General features: G+C 67.5%; 12 protein-coding genes and 2 tRNA genes. 7 read left to right on the top strand and 7 right to left on the bottom strand.

Features of this window, described 5'->3' with window-relative positions:
- Nucleotides 1-9: 9 nt before the first annotated feature.
- From ligA to smc, 3 genes are read right to left on the bottom strand one after another with little or no spacing between them, the layout of a single operon-like run.
- Complete coding sequence (gene ligA, locus F9K07_RS14440; protein ID WP_159594094.1) at nt 10-2,088, bottom strand: NAD-dependent DNA ligase LigA; 2,079 nt, start codon at nt 2,086-2,088, stop codon at nt 10-12.
- Between the two features lie 36 nt (nt 2,089-2,124).
- Nucleotides 2,125-3,267: a cell division protein ZipA C-terminal FtsZ-binding domain-containing protein gene (locus F9K07_RS14435; RefSeq protein WP_159594093.1), complete on the bottom strand. Its 1,143-nt coding sequence runs from the start codon at nt 3,265-3,267 to the stop codon at nt 2,125-2,127.
- A gap of 22 nt (nt 3,268-3,289) precedes the next feature.
- Nucleotides 3,290-6,808 carry a chromosome segregation protein SMC gene (gene smc, locus F9K07_RS14430; RefSeq protein WP_159594092.1) on the bottom strand — a complete coding sequence of 1,173 codons (3,519 nt, stop codon included), beginning with the start codon at nt 6,806-6,808 and terminating at the stop codon, nt 3,290-3,292.
- Nucleotides 6,809-6,923: 115 nt separating this feature from the next.
- Between smc and dapC the strand changes: the two genes are divergently transcribed.
- The 7 genes from dapC (at nt 6,924) to F9K07_RS14395 (ending at nt 14,658) form a co-directional block, all read left to right on the top strand.
- Nucleotides 6,924-8,147, top strand: coding sequence for a succinyldiaminopimelate transaminase (gene dapC / locus F9K07_RS14425; RefSeq protein WP_159594091.1), 1,224 nt, complete (start codon nt 6,924-6,926; stop codon nt 8,145-8,147).
- Nucleotides 8,148-8,208: 61 nt separating this feature from the next.
- Nucleotides 8,209-9,042 (top strand): 2,3,4,5-tetrahydropyridine-2,6-dicarboxylate N-succinyltransferase, encoded by an 834-nt coding sequence (gene dapD / locus F9K07_RS14420; protein ID WP_159594090.1) that lies wholly within the window; start codon nt 8,209-8,211, stop codon nt 9,040-9,042.
- Nucleotides 9,043-9,092: 50 nt separating this feature from the next.
- Nucleotides 9,093-10,250, top strand: a complete 1,158-nt coding sequence (locus F9K07_RS14415) for a PilT/PilU family type 4a pilus ATPase (RefSeq protein WP_159594089.1) — start codon at nt 9,093-9,095, stop codon at nt 10,248-10,250.
- 3 nt (nt 10,251-10,253) lie between these two features.
- Nucleotides 10,254-11,420, top strand: a complete 1,167-nt coding sequence (gene dapE / locus F9K07_RS14410; RefSeq protein WP_159594088.1) for a succinyl-diaminopimelate desuccinylase — start codon at nt 10,254-10,256, stop codon at nt 11,418-11,420.
- Nucleotides 11,421-11,434: 14 nt separating this feature from the next.
- Nucleotides 11,435-12,319 carry a 50S ribosomal protein L3 N(5)-glutamine methyltransferase gene (gene prmB, locus F9K07_RS14405; protein WP_159594087.1) on the top strand — a complete coding sequence of 295 codons (885 nt, stop codon included), beginning with the start codon at nt 11,435-11,437 and terminating at the stop codon, nt 12,317-12,319.
- Between the two features lie 28 nt (nt 12,320-12,347).
- Nucleotides 12,348-14,339 (top strand): ABC-F family ATP-binding cassette domain-containing protein, encoded by a 1,992-nt coding sequence (locus F9K07_RS14400; protein ID WP_159594086.1) that lies wholly within the window; start codon nt 12,348-12,350, stop codon nt 14,337-14,339.
- 70 nt (nt 14,340-14,409) lie between these two features.
- Nucleotides 14,410-14,658 (top strand): GlsB/YeaQ/YmgE family stress response membrane protein, encoded by a 249-nt coding sequence (locus F9K07_RS14395; protein WP_159594085.1) that lies wholly within the window; start codon nt 14,410-14,412, stop codon nt 14,656-14,658.
- A gap of 65 nt (nt 14,659-14,723) precedes the next feature.
- On the opposite strand, the gene F9K07_RS14390 is transcribed toward F9K07_RS14395, so the two are convergent.
- From F9K07_RS14390 to F9K07_RS14375, 4 genes are all read right to left on the bottom strand, one after another.
- Nucleotides 14,724-14,799 (bottom strand) — tRNA-Lys (locus F9K07_RS14390).
- 48 nt (nt 14,800-14,847) lie between these two features.
- Nucleotides 14,848-14,923 (bottom strand) — tRNA-Lys (locus F9K07_RS14385).
- Nucleotides 14,924-14,996: 73 nt separating this feature from the next.
- Nucleotides 14,997-15,839 (bottom strand): tRNA threonylcarbamoyladenosine dehydratase, encoded by an 843-nt coding sequence (locus F9K07_RS14380; protein ID WP_159594084.1) that lies wholly within the window; start codon nt 15,837-15,839, stop codon nt 14,997-14,999.
- The gene (locus tag F9K07_RS14375; protein ID WP_159594083.1) at nt 15,836-16,948 is read right to left on the bottom strand and encodes a YeeE/YedE family protein; all 1,113 of its coding nucleotides are present in this window, start codon (nt 16,946-16,948) and stop codon (nt 15,836-15,838) included. The genes F9K07_RS14380 and F9K07_RS14375 overlap by 4 nt, the downstream gene beginning before the upstream one ends.
- Nucleotides 16,949-16,994 lie beyond the last annotated feature (46 nt).

The following is a 16,994-nucleotide window of genomic DNA, read 5'->3' as shown; positions in this document are numbered from 1 at the left end:
GTAGCGCGCTCAACCGCCTGCGGGTGGTTGGAGCATGTCGAGCATCGCCGCCTCGTCGATCACCGCCACGCCCAGCGTCTGCGCCTTGTCCAGCTTGCTGCCAGCTTCCGCGCCGGCCACCACGTAGTCGGTCTTCTTGCTCACCGAGCCCGCCACCTTGGCGCCAGCCGCTTCGAGCAAGTCCTTGGCCTGGTCGCGGGTCAAGGTCGGGAAGGTGCCGGTGAGCACGAAGGTCTTGCCCAGCAAGGGTTGCGGCGTGTTCTGCTCGCCTTCGTTCTCCGACCAGGTCACGCCGGCCGCGCGCAGCTGGGCCACCACCTCGCGGTTGTGCGGCTGCTCGAAGAAGGTGTGGATGCTCTGGGCCACCACCGGGCCGACGTCGTTGACTTGCAGCAGCTCGTCCACGCTGGCGGCCATGACACGATCCAGGTTGCCGAAATGGCGCGCCAGGTCTTTGGCGGTGGCTTCGCCCACGTGGCGGATGCCCAGGCCGAAGAGGAAGCGGGGCAGCGTGGTGTGCTTGGACTTTTCCAGCGCCGCCACGATGTTGTTCGCCGACTTCTCGGCCATGCGTTCCAGCCCGGCCAAGGCGGTGAAACCAAGTTTGTAGAGATCGGGCAGCGTCTTGATCAGGCCGCTGTCGACCAGTTGTTCCACCAGCTTGTCGCCCAGCCCTTCGACCTCCACCGCGCGGCGGTGCGCGTAGTGCAGGATGGCTTCCTTGCGCTGCGCGGCGCAGAACAGGCCACCGGTGCAGCGGTGGTCGGCCTCGCCCTCCTCGCGCACGGCATCGCTGCCGCAGACCGGGCACTGGCTCGGCATGGTGAACGGCGGCGGATCGCCCACGCGCTTGTCCGCCAGCACGGACACCACCTCGGGAATCACGTCGCCCGCGCGGCGCACGACCACCGTGTCGCCCACGCGCACGTCCTTGCGGCGCGCTTCCAGTTCGTTGTGCAAGGTCGCATTGGTCACCGTGACGCCGCCCACGAACACGGGCGCGAGCTTGGCCACCGGCGTGAGCTTGCCGGTGCGCCCCACCTGCACGTCGATCGCCTGCACCGTGGTGAGCTGTTCCTGCGCCGGGTACTTGTGCGCCACCGCCCAGCGGGGCTCGCGCGAGACGAAGCCGATCTGCTTCTGCAGGTCCAGCGAGTCGACCTTGTAGACCACACCGTCGATGTCGAACGGCAGGCTGTCGCGCAGGGCGCCAATGCGCTGGTGGAACGCCACCAGGTCGTCCGCACCCCGGCAGCGGGTGGTCTGCTCGGCCACGGGGAAGCCCCAGGCTTTCAGGCGCATGAGCCAGTCGTACTGCGTGGCCGGCGGTTGGGCATCGCCCAGCACCTCACCCCAGGAATACACGAAAAAACTCAACGGCCGTTCGCTGGCGATCTTCGAATCGAGCTGGCGCACGGCGCCCGCTGCGGCGTTGCGCGGGTTTACGAAGGTCTTCTCGCCCTTGGCGCCGCTGGCGATCTTCTCGCGCTGGCGCTCGTTGAGCGCCTCGAACTGGTCGCGGCGCATGTAGACCTCGCCACGCACTTCCAGCACCTCGGGCACCTCGGCCGGCAGGCGCAACGGGATCTGCCCGATCGTGCGCACGTTGTGCGTCACGTCTTCCCCGGTTTCGCCATCGCCGCGCGTAGCGGCCCGCACCAGCACGCCCTGTTCGTAGCGCAGGCTCATGGCCAGACCGTCGAACTTGAGTTCGGCCAGGTAATCCACAGGGGGGTCCGACTCGCCCAGGCGCAGCTCGCGCCGCACCCGTGCGTCGAACGCCACCGCGCCGCTGGCCTCGGTGTCGGTCTCGGTGCGGATGCTGAGCATGGGCACGGCGTGCCGCACGGGCGCCAATTCCTTGAGGATGGCGCCGCCCACGCGCTGGGTCGGCGAATCGGGGGTCAAGAGCTCGGGGTGCGCGGACTCGATGGCCTGCAGTTCGCGAAACAGCGCGTCGTAGGCCGCGTCCGGAATCTCCGGATCGTCCTGTGTGTAGTAGCGGTGGGCGTGGTAATGCAGTTGTGCGCGCAGCTCGGCGGCGCGCTCGGCCGGCGACGCAGGCTCGGCAAAAAGATCAGAGGTCATACCGGCGAAGCGGTGGAGCGTGAAGGCACACGGAGGTCAAGAGAAGAGGCGCCGCGCCTGGGCCGAGCCGGCCGCGAGGTCCCGGCTGTCCAGCGCGTCGTAGAGGCTTTCCAGGTCGGCGCCGATGCGGTCCATGGTGTCGGCCGACAGCGGCTGGCCACCGTCGTCGGTGATCACGCCTTCCATGGCGTCGGCCAACGCGGTTGCCACCTGGCGCATGCGCGCAAAAGGCTGCTCGCCGCGCGGCACGTGCGTGACTTCCAGCGACAGCGCGATTTCGCGCAAGGCACTCTGCTCGGGGTCTTCGGCCATCGCGGCCTGGGAATCGAACACGAGGCTCAGGATGGGGGCCTGCCCGTTCTGGCCGCTGGCCAGCACCATGCGCCCGGGCAAGGCCCCGGCCACGAAGCCCAGCCGGGCGGCGTGTTGCGCCACGTAGCCCGGGCTCCAGGCCGTGCGGCGCGCGCGCAGCGTGAAGCCGAGTTGCGCATCGTGCCCACTGGCGAAAGCGTCGAGTTCGCGCGCGCGGGCCACTTCGGCGCGCATGTCGGGGAAATCGGGCGCCGCACCGACCGCGTCGGCAAACGCCTGGGCCTTCACCACGAACTCCGAGAACTCGATGTCGTTGAGCGCGCCCGAGCGGTTGGCCAGTTGCACGCCGGCCTGCAGCGCGCGGTAGCGCTGCCCGGCGCGCGGGCCTTCCCATTCGCCGGTGGCCTCGCTCTGTCCTTCCACCGCGAACGGCTTGCTGCCCACGCGCCGCGTGCCCGGCAAAGCCGCCAACACGGCATCGCCCGAGACCTCGTGCTCCAGCACCAGGGGGGCGATCACGTCGATCAGCGCGTCCAGGCCCGGCCGCTTCTCCGGTGGCTGGCCCATCAAGGGGTTGATGCTGACAGAAGCCGTTGCCGCAGCCACCTCGGCGGGATCGGCCGGTTCCGGTGCGCCCGGTGTATCGCCAAACACCGGATCGACGCGTTGCATCTCGTGCTCGGTCAGGTCGGCCGGGGTGTAGGGCAAGGTTTCGTCGCCGGCGCGTTCGTCCGGCGATGCGCCGCCGCCCGCGCGTTCGCGCACCGTGCGCGGCGCGCTCTTGCTGGTGACCCAGGCGTTGTAGGCGACGACGCCCGCCAACACGAGCCCTCCGATGATGGCCAGACCGATTTGCAGTGTGCTCATGGTGCGTGCTGAAGGGTTTCGATCAGGAGGTTTCGAGCATGCCGGCGGCGGACTCCATGTCCACCGCCACGATCCGCGAGACGCCCTGCTCCTGCATGGTCACGCCGATCAGTTGTTTGGCCATTTCCATGGCGATCTTGTTGTGGCTGATGAAGAGGAACTGGGTGTCCTTGGACATGGCCGTGACCAGTTTGGCGTAGCGCTCGGTGTTGGCGTCGTCCAGCGGCGCGTCCACCTCGTCGAGCAGACAGAACGGCGCCGGGTTGAGCTGGAAGATGGCGAACACCAGCGCGATGGCGGTGAGCGCCTTTTCCCCGCCCGAGAGCAGGTGGATGGTCTGGTTCTTCTTGCCCGGGGGCTGCGCCATCACCTGCACGCCCGCGTCCAGGATTTCCTCGCCGGTCATCATCAGCTTGGCATTGCCGCCGCCAAACAGCTCGGGGAACATGCGGCCGAAGTGGCCGTTGACAGTCTCGAAGGTGCTGCCCAGGAGTTCGCGCGTTTCGTTGTCGATCTTCTTGATCGCGTCTTCCAGCGTGTTCATGGCTTCCACCAGGTCGGCCGTCTGCGCGTCGAGGAAGGTCTTGCGCTCGCGCGCGGCCGTGAGTTCGTCGAGCGCGGCGAGGTTGACCGCGCCGAGCGACTGGATCTCGCGGTGGTAGCGGTCGATCTCGCCTTGCAGACCATTGAGCCGCACGTTGCCTTCGGTGATGCTCTGTGCCACCGCCGCCAGATCGGCCTGCGCCTCGTCGAGCAACTGGCTGTACTGCTCCACGCCCAGGCGCGCGGCCTGTTCCTTCAGCTGGAAGTCGGTGATGCGGTTGCGCAGCGGCTCCAGCTCGCGTTCGAGCTGCAGGCGGCGCTCGTCGCTGGCGCGCAGCTTGGTGGTGAGGTCGTCGTATTGGCTGCGCAGCGCGCCCAGCGCCTGCTCGCGCTCCAGCTTCACGTCCAGCGCGCTCTGCAGCCCGGCCTGGGCCGCCGCATCGTTCAGGCGTCCCAGCTCCTCGCTGGCGCGCTGTTCTTCTTCGGCGAGCGACTTCTCCTGCGTGGCGGCGGTTTCCATGGAGCGCTGCAATTCGCTCTGGCGCGCCTGCAGGCTGCGCAGGGCGAACACCGCTTCCTGCGCGGTGCGCTCCAGCGAACGCTGCTGCTCGCGCGCCTGGTTCAGGGCCCGCTCGGCCTCGATGACCTTGTCGTCCAGCTGGGCGTGGCGCTCCTGGCTGTCGGCCAGCTGCATGTCCAGTTCTTCGAAGCGCGCTTCGGCCGTCACGCGGCGCTCCTGCAGTTCTTCGAGCTGCGCATCGACCTCGGACAGATCGGCGCCGATCTGCTCGCTGCGCGCGCGCGTCTGCTCGGCCAGCTGGGTCAGGCGCAAGGCCTCCACCTGCAATGCGTGCGCGCGGCTGCGCGACTCGGCCGCTTCGCGCCTTGCGCTCACCAGGCGCTGCGAGGCGTCGCTGTAGGCGGCCTCGGCACGCACCAAGGCCGTGCGCGCCTGCTCGGCGATCAGCACCTGCCCCTTGAGCTGCTTGTCGATATTCTCGATTTCCTGCGCGCGCGCCAGCAGGCCGGCCTGCTCGCTGTCGGGCGCGTAGAAGCTCACGCTGTGCGCGGTGACGGCATGGCCGCTGGCGACGAAGATCACTTCGCCGGGTTGCAACTGCGCACGCTGGGCCAGCGCTTCTTCCAGGCTGGCAGCCGTGAGGCAGCCGTGCAGCCACTCGTTCAAAAGGGCCTGCTGCGCTGCGTCGTTCAGGCGCAGCCATTGCACCAGGGGCTTGAGGCTGGTGGCGCTGGTCGCCGCCGTTGCGCCCGCAGGCGGACTGTAGAACGCGAGCTTGGCCGGCGGCGCGTCGTTGCCGAAGGCGCGCACCATGTCCAGGCGCGAGACCTCCAGCGCGCCCATGCGTTCGCGCAACGCCGCTTCGAGCGCGTTTTCCCAACCGGGTTCGATATGGATGCGGCTCCACAGACCCTGCAGGCTGTCCAGCCCGTGCTTGGCCAGCCAGGGCCTGAGCTTGCCGTCGGTCTTGACCTTGTCCTGCAGCGCCTTGAGCGCTTCCATGCGCGCGGACAGATCGGCCTGCCTGGCCGATTCCTGGTTCACGGCCTGCTGCGCGGCGCGGCGCTGCTCGTCGAGTTGCGGCACGCTGTCCTGCAATTCGTGCAGCACGGCGTCGTTGAGTTCGGCGCTCTCCTGGGCCGCGGCCAGTTGCGCCTGCGCTTCGAGCAGGCGTGCCTCGTCGGGCGCGGCCAGCGCCTTGCGGTCGGTGTCCAGGCGTTCGCGGCGCTGGTTGAGCGCGCGGCTTTGCTCTTCCACGTTGCGCTGCTCGGCGGCCAGCACCTGGATCTGCTGCTGCACCTGCGTGACGCTGCCGCGCTGCTCGTTGGCACGGATCTGCGCCTGGCGCAGGTGGTCTTCGAGCGTGGGCAACGCGCCCGCCTGCTCCTCGCCCTGCGCGGCCAGCACGACCGACTGTTCCTCGGCCTGCACCATGGACTCGGCCAGTTGCTCCAGCTCGACCGTCGCGTCCTCGCTGCGCGTGGCCCAGGAGGCGATCTGCTCTTTGAGCTGCACCAGGCGCTGTTCGACGCGCTGGCGGCCTTCGACCACGAAGCGGATCTCGGCTTCGAGCTTGCCGACCTCCGCGCTGGCCTCGTACAGCTTGCCCTGCGCCTGGTTCACCTGGTCGCCCGCGGCGTAGTGCGCCTGGCGGATGGTTTCCAGTTCGGACTCGACGCGGCGCAGGTCGGCGGTGCGCGACTCCAGGTTGTTGACCGCCTGCGCGGCATCGTTCTTCACCTTGACCTGGTCGGCCTCGGCCTCGCTGCGCTTGAGAAACCACAACTGGTGCTGCTTGAGCGTGGCACCGGACTGCAGCTCGTTGTAGCGCGCGGCCACCTCGGCCTGCTTCTCCAGCTTCTCCAGGTTGGCGTTGAGTTCGCGCAGGATGTCTTCCACCCGCGTGAGGTTCTCGCGCGTGTCTGACAGGCGGTTGGCGGTTTCGCGGCGGCGCTCCTTGTATTTGGAGACGCCCGCGGCTTCCTCGAGAAACAGGCGCAGCTCTTCCGGCTTGCTCTCGATGATGCGGCTGATGGTGCCCTGGCCGATGATGGCGTAGGCGCGCGGGCCGAGGCCCGTGCCGAGGAACACGTCCTGCACGTCGCGGCGGCGCACCGGCTGGTTGTTGATGTAGTAGCTGCTCGTGCCATCGCGCGTGAGCACGCGCTTGACGGCGATTTCGGCGAACTGGCCCCATTGGCCGCCCGCACGGTGGTCGCTGTTGTCGAACACCAGTTCGACGCTGGAACGGCTGGCGGGCTTGCGCGAGGTCGTGCCGTTGAAGATCACGTCCTGCATGGATTCGCCGCGCAGCTCCGAGGCCTTGGACTCGCCCAGCACCCAGCGCACCGCGTCCATGATGTTGGACTTGCCGCACCCGTTGGGACCCACCACGCCGACGAGTTGGCCGGGCAGCATGAAGTTGGTCGGTTCGGCGAAAGACTTGAAGCCGGAGAGCTTGATCGAGTTGAGGCGCACGCTTGAGAGCTCCCTTGGCAAGGCCAAGTGGTTGAATTCAAAGGCAATTTCACCGCGGCGCGCGCGGTGAGGGTGGCGACGATGATACCGTGCGCCTGCACGATAATCGGCGGCCATGAACCCATTGCTCTCGCGCCTGCAGCCCTACCCCTTCGAGCGGCTGCGCCAGTTGTTCGCCGACGTCACCCCCAACCCCGCGCTTCGCCCCATCAGCCTGGGCATTGGCGAGCCCAAGCACGAAGCCCCGGCCTTCCTCAAGCAAACCTTCACGGACGCGCTGGAAACCGGCCTGAGCAACTACCCGCCCACCGCCGGCACCCCGGCCTTTCGCGAAGCCTGCGCGGGCTGGATGCAGCGACGCTACGGCGTGGCGCTGGACGCGGCCACGCAGGTCCTGCCGGTCAACGGCACGCGCGAGGCGCTGTTCGCCTTTGCCCAGACCGTCATCGACCCCACGCGCGAAGGCGCCACGGTGGTCATGCCCAACCCGTTCTATCAAATCTACGAAGGCGCGGCGCTGCTCGGTGGCGCGGTGCCGCATTACGTGGCCAGCGACCCGGCGCGCAACTTCGCGCCCGACTGGGCCAGCGTGCCCGGCGAGGTCTGGGCCCGCACCCAACTGCTCTACGTGTGTTCGCCCGGCAACCCGGCCGGCGCGGTCATGCCGCTGGACGAGTGGAAGACCCTGTTCGAACTCAGCGACCGCCACGGCTTCGTGATCGCCTCCGACGAGTGCTACAGCGAGATCTACTTCCGCGACGAGCCGCCGCTGGGTGGGCTGGAGGCCGCCACGAAACTCGGCCGGCACGATTTCCGCCGCCTGGTGATGTTCACCAGCCTGTCCAAGCGCAGCAACGTGCCCGGCCTGCGCAGCGGCTTCGTGGCCGGCGACGCGTCGCTGATCCAGCCCTTCCAGCTCTACCGCACCTACCACGGGGGCGCCATGAGCACGGTAGTGCAGGCCGCCAGCATCGCCGCCTGGGGCGACGAAGCGCACGTGGTCGACAACCGCCGCCAATACCGTGAGAAGTTCGCCCAGGCCACGCCGGTGCTGGCCGAGGTGCTCGACGTCGCCCTGCCCGATGCCGCCTTCTACCTCTGGGCCGGCGTGCCGGCCTCGTTCGCCCAGGCCGTGCCCGGGCTGAGCGCCGACGAGGCGTTCGCGCGCGAACTGCTGGCTCAATACAATGTCACGGTTCTGCCCGGCAGCTACCTGGCCCGCGAAGTCGCTGGCGTGAACCCCGGCGCCGGGCGCATCCGCATGGCCCTGGTGGCCGAGACCGCCGAATGCCTCGAAGCCGCCCAACGCATCCACTCCTTTGTGCAGCGCCACGCCTGACGCCCCGCTGCCATCTTTTTCCCGCTTCTCTTTCCTACCTCAGCCTCGAGCATCACATCACATGAGCCAACAACTGCAAACCCTGATCGACACCGCCTGGGACAACCGCGCCGAACTCTCGCCCGCCTCGGCACCCAAAGAGGTGACGGATGCCGTGGAGCACGTGATCGCCGAACTCAACAACGGCCATCTGCGCGTGGCCACGCGCGAAGGCGTGGGCCAGTGGACCGTGCACCAGTGGATCAAAAAAGCCGTGCTGCTGTCCTTCCGCCTCAAGGACAACGAAATGATGCGCGCCGGCGATCTCGGCTTCTTCGACAAGGTGCAGACCAAGTTCTCGCACCTGAGCGAAGCCGAACTCAAGGCCACCGGCGTGCGCGTGGTGCCACCGGCTGTGGCGCGCCGCGGCAGCTTCATCGCCAAGGGCGCGATCCTCATGCCCAGCTACGTGAACATCGGCGCCTACGTGGGCGAAGGCTCCATGGTCGATACCTGGGCCACCGTGGGCTCGTGCGCGCAGGTCGGCGCCAACGTGCACCTCTCCGGCGGCGTGGGCCTGGGCGGCGTGCTCGAACCCCTGCAGGCCAACCCGACCATCATCGAAGACAACTGCTTCATCGGCGCGCGCTCCGAAGTGGTCGAAGGCGTGATCGTCGAAGAGAACTCGGTGCTGGGCATGGGCGTGTACCTCGGCCAGAGCACCCCCATCTTCAACCGCGACACCGGTGAAGTCTCGTACGGCCGCGTGCCGGCCGGCAGCGTGGTGATCAGCGGCAACCTGCCCAAGAAGACGGCTTCGGGCAAGGACTACAGCACGTACGCCGCCGTGATCGTGAAGACGGTCGACGCGCAAACCCGCTCCAAGACCAGCCTGAACGACCTGCTGCGGGATTGATGCTGACCTGACGCGACCCCGATCACAACGCACATGGAAGGGAGTTCGGTATGAGCAGCGGAACGATGGAGCGCATCCTGCGCCTGATGGCCGAGAAGAAGGCTTCGGACGTGTACCTGACGGCACATGCCCCGGCGATGATCAAGATCAACGGGCAGACCATCCCGGTCAACAGCCAGGTGCTGCCCGCCGATGCGCCGCGCAACCTGCTGGCCGAGATCGTGCCGCCCACCCGCCTGGAAGAGCTGCAGGAAACGGGTGAGCTCAACATGGCGGTGCCGCTGGAATCGGTAGGCAACTTCCGCGTCAGCGCCTTCCGCCAACGCGGCAACATCGCGGTGGTGATCCGTTTCGTGCCCACCGACATCCCACCGCTCGACACGCTCAACGTCGCGCCGATACTGGCCGATTTGATTCTGGAGAAGCGTGGGCTGGTGCTCATGGTCGGCGCCACCGGCGCGGGCAAGACCACCACGCTCGCGGCCATGATCGACCACCGCAACGAACGCACCACCGGCCACGTGCTCACCATTGAAGACCCCGTCGAGTACGTGTACCGCAACAAGAAGTCGGTCGTGAACCAGCGCGAGATCGGCTCGGACACCGCCTCGCTGCAGATCGCGCTGAAGAACGCGCTGCGCCAGGCCCCCGACGTGATCCTGATCGGCGAGATCCGCGACCGCGAAACCATGTCGGCCGCCATCGCCTATGCGCAATCGGGCCACCTGTGCCTGGCCACGCTGCACGCCAACAACAGCTACCAGGCGCTCAACCGCATCCTGAGCTTCTACCCGGTCGAGGTCCGCCCCACCCTGCTGGGCGACCTGGCCGCGGCACTGCGCGCCATCGTCTCGCAACGCCTGCTGCGCACCCACACGGGCGGGCGTGTGCCGGCCATGGAAGTCATGCTCAACACCGCGCTGGTCGCCGACCTGATCCAGAAAGCCGACTTCTCGGGCGTGCGCGAAGCCATGGAGAAATCGCTGGCCGAAGGCTCGCAAAGCTTCGAGCAGGACCTGGCGCGCCTCATTCGCGACGGCCTGGTCTCGCGCAACGAAGGCCTGGCCCACGCGGACTCCCCCAACAACCTGCTCTGGCGCCTGCAGAACGACTTCAACACCAGCAAGGCCGCCGAAGCGGCCCATGCCGAAGACGAAGGCGGCGAACTCGCCACCTTCACCGAGTTCACGCTGGACGTGAAGCACTGACCCATGACCTCGACCCTGCGCCTGACCGAAGAGCTGATCGCCCGTCCCTCCGTCACCCCCCGCGACGAAGGTTGCCAGGCGCTGATCGCCACGCGTCTGCAGCGGCTGGGTTTTGTCTGCGAAACCATCGAAAGCGGTCCGGCGGATTTCCGCGTCACCAACCTCTGGGCCCGCCTGGGCACAGGCCTGCGCCCCACACTCGTCTTCGCCGGGCATACCGACGTGGTGCCCACCGGGCCGGTCACGGACTGGGCCAGCGACCCCTTCGTGCCCAGCCACCGCGACGGCAGGCTGTACGGGCGCGGCGCAAGTGACATGAAAGCCTCGCTGGCGGCCATGGTGGTGGCCTGCGAAGAATTCGTGGCCGCCCATCCGCAGCCCGCGATCGACGTCGCCTTCCTGCTCACCAGCGACGAGGAAGGCCCCGCACTGGACGGCACCGTGGTCGTCTGCAACGCATTGCGCCAGCGCGGCGAGCGGCTGGACTGGTGCATCGTCGGCGAACCGACCTCGGTCGAGCGCACCGGCGACATGATCAAGAACGGCCGGCGCGGCACCATGAGCGGCAAGCTCACGGTCAAGGGCATCCAGGGCCACATCGCCTACCCGCACCTGGCGAAGAACCCGATCCACCTCGCGGCGCCGGCACTGGCCGAGCTCGCCGCCACGGTCTGGGACCAGGGCAACGACTACTTCCCGCCCACCAGCTGGCAGGTGAGCAACATCCACGGCGGCACCGGCGCGAGCAACGTGATCCCCGGCACCGTGGTGATCGACTTCAACTTCCGCTTTTCCACCGAGTCCACACCCGAAGGCCTGCAGCAGCGCGTGGTCGAACTGCTGCAGCGCCACGGCCTGCAGCCCGAAGCCGACTTCGACCTGCAATGGACGCTGGGTGGCCGGCCTTTCCTCACCCCACCGGGCGCGCTGGTCGACGCGGTGCGCGCGGCGGTGCGCGACGAAGTCGGCCTGGAAACCACGCTCTCCACCACCGGCGGCACCAGCGACGGGCGCTTCATCGCCCAGGTCTGCCCGCAGGTGATCGAGCTCGGCCCACCCAACGCCACCATCCACAAGATCGACGAGCACGTGGCCGTGGCCGACATCGAACCCTTGAAGAACATCTACCGACGCACCCTGGAGCACCTCGGTGCCCAGGCCAAGACCTGAACCCTGAACCGACCGTGATCCTGAAAGACCTTCTGGCCCAAGCCCGCCAGCGACTCGACGCCGCACAGCTCGCCTATGGCCACGGCACCACCAACGCGCAGGACGAAGCCGTGTGGCTCGTGCTGTGGCAACTGGGCCTGCCGCTGGACAGCGATGTCGACGCACTCGCCCGCCGCCCCGTCACCCCGGACGAGCACGCCCAGGTGCTCGCACTCGTCCAGCGCCGCATCGACACCCGCGAACCCGCCGCCTACCTCACGGGCGAAGCCTGGTTGCAAGGCGTGTCCTTCCATGTGGACCGGCGCGCGATCGTGCCGCGCAGCTTCATCGCCGAGCTGCTGGCCGAAGGCTCCATCGACCCCTGGCTGGACGAGACCACGCGCGACGTGCTCGACCTGTGCACCGGCAACGGCAGCCTGGCCGTGCTCGCGGCCATGGCCTACCCGGACGTGCGCGTGACCGGCGCCGACCTTTCTGCCGACGCCCTGGAAGTCGCCCTCATCAACGTCGAGCGCCATGGGTTGCAGAACCGCATCGGGCTGATCGAGTCCGACGGCCTGGACGCCTGCCCCGGCCCGTGGGACCTGATCCTGTGCAACCCCCCTTACGTCAACGCGCGGAGCATGGCAGCGCTGCCGCCGGAATACCGCGCCGAACCCAGCCTGGCGCTCGACGGCAACACGGCGGGCGGCACCGACGGCATGGACTTCGTGCGCACCCTGCTGCGCGAGGCACCGGCCTGCCTGAAACCCAATGGCGTGCTGGTGCTGGAAATCGGCAACGAGCGCGCGCATTTCGAGGCCGCATTCCCCCAACTGGAAGCCATCTGGCTCGAGACGAGTGCCGGCGACGACCAGGTGCTGCTGCTCACGCGCGAATCCCTCTTGAATCCCACATGACGCTGCGCCACGCGCAGCCGTCCACCCCATGATCACATTGAAGAACGTCGTCCTTCGCCGCGGTGCGAAGGTCTTGCTCGATGGCGCATCCTGCGTCATCAACCCGGGCGAAAAAGTCGGCCTGGTCGGCCGCAACGGCGCGGGCAAATCCAGCCTGTTCCGCCTGCTCGATGGCGCGCTGCACGAGGACAAGGGCGACTTTTACGTGCCCGCGCAATGGCGCATGGCGCAAGTCGCGCAGGACATGCCCGAGACCGGCATGTCGGCCACGCAATTCGTCATCGAGGGCGACACCACGCTGCTGGCGGCCCAGCAGGAAGTGACGGCCGCCGAAGACAGCGGCGACGGCGAGCGCATGGCGCACGCCTACATGGCGCTGCACGACGCGGGCGCGCACGACGCCCCGGCGCGCGCTCAGGCCCTCATCCTCGGCCTCGGTTTCCGCACCGACGAGCTGGAACGCCCGGTCGACAGTTTCTCCGGCGGTTGGCGCATGCGCCTGCAACTCGCGCGCGCGCTCATGTGCCCCAGCGACCTGCTGCTGCTCGACGAACCTACCAACCACCTGGACCTGGACGCGCTGGTCTGGCTCGAAGCCTGGCTGCAGCGATACGACGGCACCATGCTCGTGATCAGCCACGACCGCGAATTCCTGGACTCGGTCACCAACGTCACCCTCCACATCCACGCCGCGCAGCTCACACGCTACGGTGGCAACTACAGCCGCTTCGAAGACATGCGCGCCGAACAGATGGCCTTGCAGCAATCGGCCTATGCGCGCCAGCAGGACAAGATGGCGCACCTGCAGAAGTTCATCGACCGCTTCAAGGCCAAGGCCAGCAAGGCCAAGCAGGCGCAGAGCCGCGTGAAGGCGCTCGAGCGCATGGAGAAGATCGGCCCGGTGCTGGCCGATGCGGAGTTCACCTTCGAATTCACCGAGCCGCAGAACCTGCCCAACCCCATGCTCGCCATGGCCGACGTCAGCTTCGGCTACCCGGGCGCGAACGACGGCGACCCGCCCACCACCATCGTGCGCGACGTGAGCAAGTCGGTGCTCGCGGGCCAACGCATCGGCATCCTCGGAGCCAACGGCCAGGGCAAGTCCACCGTGGTCAAGACCATCGCGCGCGATCTCGCGCCCTTGAGCGGCGTGATCACCGAAGGCAAGGGCCTGAACATCGGCTACTTCGCGCAGCAGGAACTCGACGTGCTGCGCCCTGCTGACACGCCGCTGGAGCACATGATCCGCCTGGTGCGCGATTGCACGGCACAGGGCCGCCTGAGCGGCCAGGCCACGCGCGAGCAGGACCTGCGCAGCTTCCTGGGCAGCTTCAACTTCACCGGCGATCAGGTCAAGCAGGCCGTGGGCAGCATGAGCGGGGGCGAGAAAGCCCGCCTGGTGCTGTGCATGATCGTGTGGCAACGCCCCAACCTGCTGCTGCTCGACGAGCCCACCAACCACCTGGACTTGGCCACGCGAGAAGCCTTGTCGGTCGCGCTCAACGAGTTCGAAGGCACCGTCATGCTGGTCAGCCACGACCGCGCCTTGTTGCGCGCCGTGTGCGACGAGTTCTGGCTGGTCTCGCGCGGCGGCATCGGCCCGTTCGATGGCGACCTGGACGACTACCAGCGTTACCTGCTCGACGTGGCCAAGCAGGCACGCGAGGCACAACGCCAGGAACAGCGCAGCCAGCAGCAGCGCGCCCCCGAACCTGCCGCGATGCCCGTGGCGAGCGAGCCCAACCGCACCACGCCGGAACAGAAACGGCAGGACGCGCAGCGCCGCCAGCAACAGGCCGAAAAAGCCAAGCCGCTGAAAAAAGAACTGGAAAAAGCCGAGAAGCGCATGGCGCAACTGGCCCAGGAAAAGGCCGACCTCGAAGCAGCCATGAGCCAACCGGCCAAGCCCGCCGAGCTCGCGGAGGCGGGTCGCCGGCTCAAGGCCTTGAGCGACGAAAACGAATCCCTCGAAGCGCGCTGGCTGGAGCTGCAGGAAGCCATTGAAGCGGCCAGCGCCTGAACCACCCAGTGGGGTATGCTGGCGGCGCCGGCCGTTCGGCACACCACCCACCCTGAGGAGGAACCATCAAATGATGTCGATACTTGCTACCTTGTTCATTGGTCTCATCGCGGGCTTCATCGCGCGCGCCATCAAGCCCGGCGACGACGGCATGGGCTGGATCATGACCGCCATCCTCGGCGTGGCCGGCTCCTTCCTGGCCGGCTACCTTGGTGCTGCCTTGGGCCTGTACCAGCCGGGCGAAGCGGTCGGCTTCATCGCCTCGGTCATCGGCGCGATCATCCTGCTGGTGATCTACGGGTTCTTCAAGAAGAAGTGAGTTCAGGGTGCCCTGCGCAGGGCACCAATGAAAAAGCCCTGGTCTTGCGATCAGGGCTTTTTATTTGGTAGGACGTACAAGATTCGAACTTGTGACCAACGGATTAAAAGTCCGCTGCTCTACCAACTGAGCTAACGTCCCATCAAAACCAGGTTGCCTGCGGACGCAGGCAACTTGAATCGGATGCGGTGGTGGGGCGTGAGTGACTCGAACACTCGACCTACGGATTAAGAGTCCGCTGCTCTACCAACTGAGCTAACGCCCCCCGAAGGGATTTCGCGTGAACACCGAGCGAAAGCTGTGGGATTCGAGTCTTGTCGACTGCGCGAAGCCTCAGATTATAGCGTCGTTGACACCGGCCTTTGAGGGTCCCGCGATTTTTTTGCGTGCGCATTCGCCAGCACGTTCATCACCCACCCCGCTGCCGCCATGCCAAAGGTGGCCGTCACGCTCACCACCGACCCATAGCCGTGGCAGTTCAACGAACCATCGCCGACGTCCCCCTCGATGGCGCAGGACGCGTCGGGTGGCGCCACCGCTTCGCGGCTGAACACGCAGGCCACGCCCATGCGCCCCTGGCGCGCGCCCTGGTGGTGCTTGCGCAGCTGGTAACGCAACTGCGCCAGCAAGGGGTCGTGCGTGGTCTCGGCGAGATCGGTCACTTCCACGGCTTGTGCCTGGCGTTTGCCCCCGGCCGCACCCACGGTCACGAAGGGCACGGCATGGATGCCCGCCCAATGGGCCAGCACGGTTTTCGCACGCATCTGATCGCAGGCGTCGATCAATGCCGAGGGCTGGCGCGCCTCCGCCGGCAGCGCGTCGAGCAAGGCGGGCCAGTTGTCTGGAGCCACGAAGTCGTCGATCACGTCGACCACACAGCCGGGGTGGAACAGCGCGATGCGCTCGCGCATGGCCTCGGCCTTCGCTTGTCCCAGCGTGGGTTCGAGCGCATGGATCTGGCGGTTGATGTTGGATTCGGACACGTGGTCCAGATCGATCAGCGTCAGTCGGCGCACGCCGCTGCGCGCCAATGCTTCCACCGCCCACGAGCCCACGCCGCCAATGCCCACCACCACCACGTGCGCATCGAAAATGCACTGCGCACCGGCCACGCCGTAGAGCCGGCGCAGCCCGCCAAAGCGGCGCTCGAAGACCTCGGACGGCAATGCGTTGGAGCTCACTCGCGCTCCAGCAACCACATCTGAAAGCGCAGGCTGGCAATGGCACCAAGCACGATGCCGGTGACCGCCACCACGCTCACGAAGCTCAGCGTGGACAAGCCCGAGAGGCCCTGGCCGATGGTGCAGCCCAGGGCCGTCACGCCGCCAATGCCCATGAGCGCACCGCCCGCGATGTGCAAGGCGGTGTCCTGCGTGCTGCGAAAACCCTCCCAGCGGAAGCTGCCTTCGAGCAATGCACAGACGAGCGCCCCCACCACCACGCCGGCGACAGTCACCACGCCGAAGGTGAGCACCTTGGAGGTGTCGCTAAAGAAGATCAACCAGTCCAGCGCATACGCCATGGGCGCGGTAAAGGTGAGCGACTCCATGCGGCCGGTGTTGGAGCCGAGGTACACGGCGTCCAGCGTTTCGGGGTGCTCGGGCACGAAACCCAGGCTGCCACTGACCCACCACATGGCCACGATGACCAGGCCGATGCCCAGGCCAGCGAACAGGTTGTTGGCGGTGCGAAAACCGCTGCCCATCAAGGCCCAGACCACCAGGCCGCCGCCCACCAGCACCGCCATGCACAGCGCCGTGAGCGCCGGGTCCAGGCCGAAGCCGCTGGCGATCCACGCGGGCATCGCGCCACCGGCGGCGACGTCGAAGGCCACGCGGTCCACCGTGTTGACGCGCAGCACGCCGAACACGCCACGCAAGGTGGCGAACGCGGCCAGTCCCATCACGAAGAACACCACCAGCGACTTGAGGCTGCCCGCGCCGATGCGCACCAGCGTCTTGCTGCCACAGCCCGAGGCCAGCACCATGCCGAAGCCGAACAACGCGCCGCCCACCAGCGCCGAGAGCCAGATGACGCGGCCCGTGGTGTAGATCGACTTGTCCGGATCGATCCATCCGAGCCAGGCCATGGCGTAGAAGCCCACCATCGCCACGCCCACAGCCATGCCCCACATGCGCATGCGGGTCCAGTCGCCCATGTTCACGATGTCGCTGATGGCCCCCATCGTGCAGAAGTGGGTGCGTTGCGCGATGAAGCCGAAGGCCACGGCCACGGCAAAGGCGGCCCAGAGTACCTGGGTCTGGAGCTTGAGAAGGTCGGCGATTTCCATGGCCGCCATTGTAGGAGGCGGCCCATGGCCTCACGGCACGGTCCCG

Origin of the sequence: Hydrogenophaga sp. BPS33, from assembly GCF_009859475.1 — a bacterium.
Classification (GTDB): Bacteria; Pseudomonadota; Gammaproteobacteria; order Burkholderiales; family Burkholderiaceae_C; genus Hydrogenophaga.
The sequence above is the reverse complement of the archived record's forward strand: the minus strand, read 5'-3'. Positions and strand labels throughout refer to the sequence as shown.

What these genes read in the sequence shown, in the direction of transcription:
- F9K07_RS14400 (WP_159594086.1), top strand. Translation starts at nt 12,348, where the DNA reads ATGATCACATTGAAGAACGTCGTCCTTCGCCGCGGTGCGAAGGTCTTG.
- ligA (WP_159594094.1), bottom strand. Translation starts at nt 2,088, where the DNA reads ATGACCTCTGATCTTTTTGCCGAGCCTGCGTCGCCGGCCGAGCGCGCC.
- F9K07_RS14395 (WP_159594085.1), top strand. Translation starts at nt 14,410, where the DNA reads ATGATGTCGATACTTGCTACCTTGTTCATTGGTCTCATCGCGGGCTTC.
- F9K07_RS14435 (WP_159594093.1), bottom strand. Translation starts at nt 3,267, where the DNA reads ATGAGCACACTGCAAATCGGTCTGGCCATCATCGGAGGGCTCGTGTTG.
- dapE (WP_159594088.1), top strand. Translation starts at nt 10,254, where the DNA reads ATGACCTCGACCCTGCGCCTGACCGAAGAGCTGATCGCCCGTCCCTCC.
- F9K07_RS14375 (WP_159594083.1), bottom strand. Translation starts at nt 16,948, where the DNA reads ATGGAAATCGCCGACCTTCTCAAGCTCCAGACCCAGGTACTCTGGGCC.
- F9K07_RS14415 (WP_159594089.1), top strand. Translation starts at nt 9,093, where the DNA reads ATGAGCAGCGGAACGATGGAGCGCATCCTGCGCCTGATGGCCGAGAAG.
- dapD (WP_159594090.1), top strand. Translation starts at nt 8,209, where the DNA reads ATGAGCCAACAACTGCAAACCCTGATCGACACCGCCTGGGACAACCGC.
- dapC (WP_159594091.1), top strand. Translation starts at nt 6,924, where the DNA reads ATGAACCCATTGCTCTCGCGCCTGCAGCCCTACCCCTTCGAGCGGCTG.